Source organism: Mesorhizobium sp. M7A.F.Ca.US.011.01.1.1 (assembly GCF_003998295.1).
In the GTDB taxonomy this organism is placed as follows: Bacteria; Pseudomonadota; Alphaproteobacteria; order Rhizobiales; family Rhizobiaceae; genus Mesorhizobium.
The window spans coordinates 1-448 of record NZ_RZRT01000252.1 but is presented as its reverse complement, the minus strand read 5'-3'; the positions used below and the strand labels follow the sequence as shown (position 1 = coordinate 448).

Sequence of the window (448 nt, the reverse complement as noted above, 5' to 3'; positions counted from 1 at the left end):
CATCGAAACCATGGCGCTGCTGCCCGACCATCCACCGGTCTGGTTCAGTTGGCGCGGCATCCGTCGCCGCGTCACGCGCGCCGATGGTCCTGAGCGCGTGTTCGGCGAATGGTGGCAGCGCGATGCCGAACTGATCGCCGTGCGCGACTATTTTCAGGTGGAGGACGAGTCCGGAGACCGCTTCTGGATTTACCGCGCCGGCGATGGCGCGGATCCCGAGACCGGCTCGCACAAATGGTTCCTGCATGGGCTCTTCGCATGAGCGGACCGTCCTATGCCGAATTGCAGGTCACCAGCCACTTCTCGTTCCTTCGGGGAGCAAGCTCATGCGACGACCTGTTCGCGCAGGCGGCCGCGCTCGGCATCGAGGCCCTGGCGGTCGTCGACCGCAATTCGCTCGCCGGCATCGTGCGGGCCCATCAGGCTGCCAAGGACACCGGCGTTCGGC

General features: G+C 66.3%; 2 protein-coding genes. Both read left to right on the top strand.

All coding sequences use genetic code 11. The features are described from left to right. Window positions 1-262 (top strand): DUF6504 family protein (locus EOA13_RS37600; protein WP_348629788.1); only part of this gene is annotated, 262 nt, incomplete at its 5' end. Next, window positions 259-448, top strand: a 190-nt coding sequence (locus EOA13_RS37595) for a PHP domain-containing protein (protein WP_127298075.1), incomplete at its 3' end; no start/stop codon positions are given. The genes EOA13_RS37600 and EOA13_RS37595, both read left to right, overlap by 4 nt.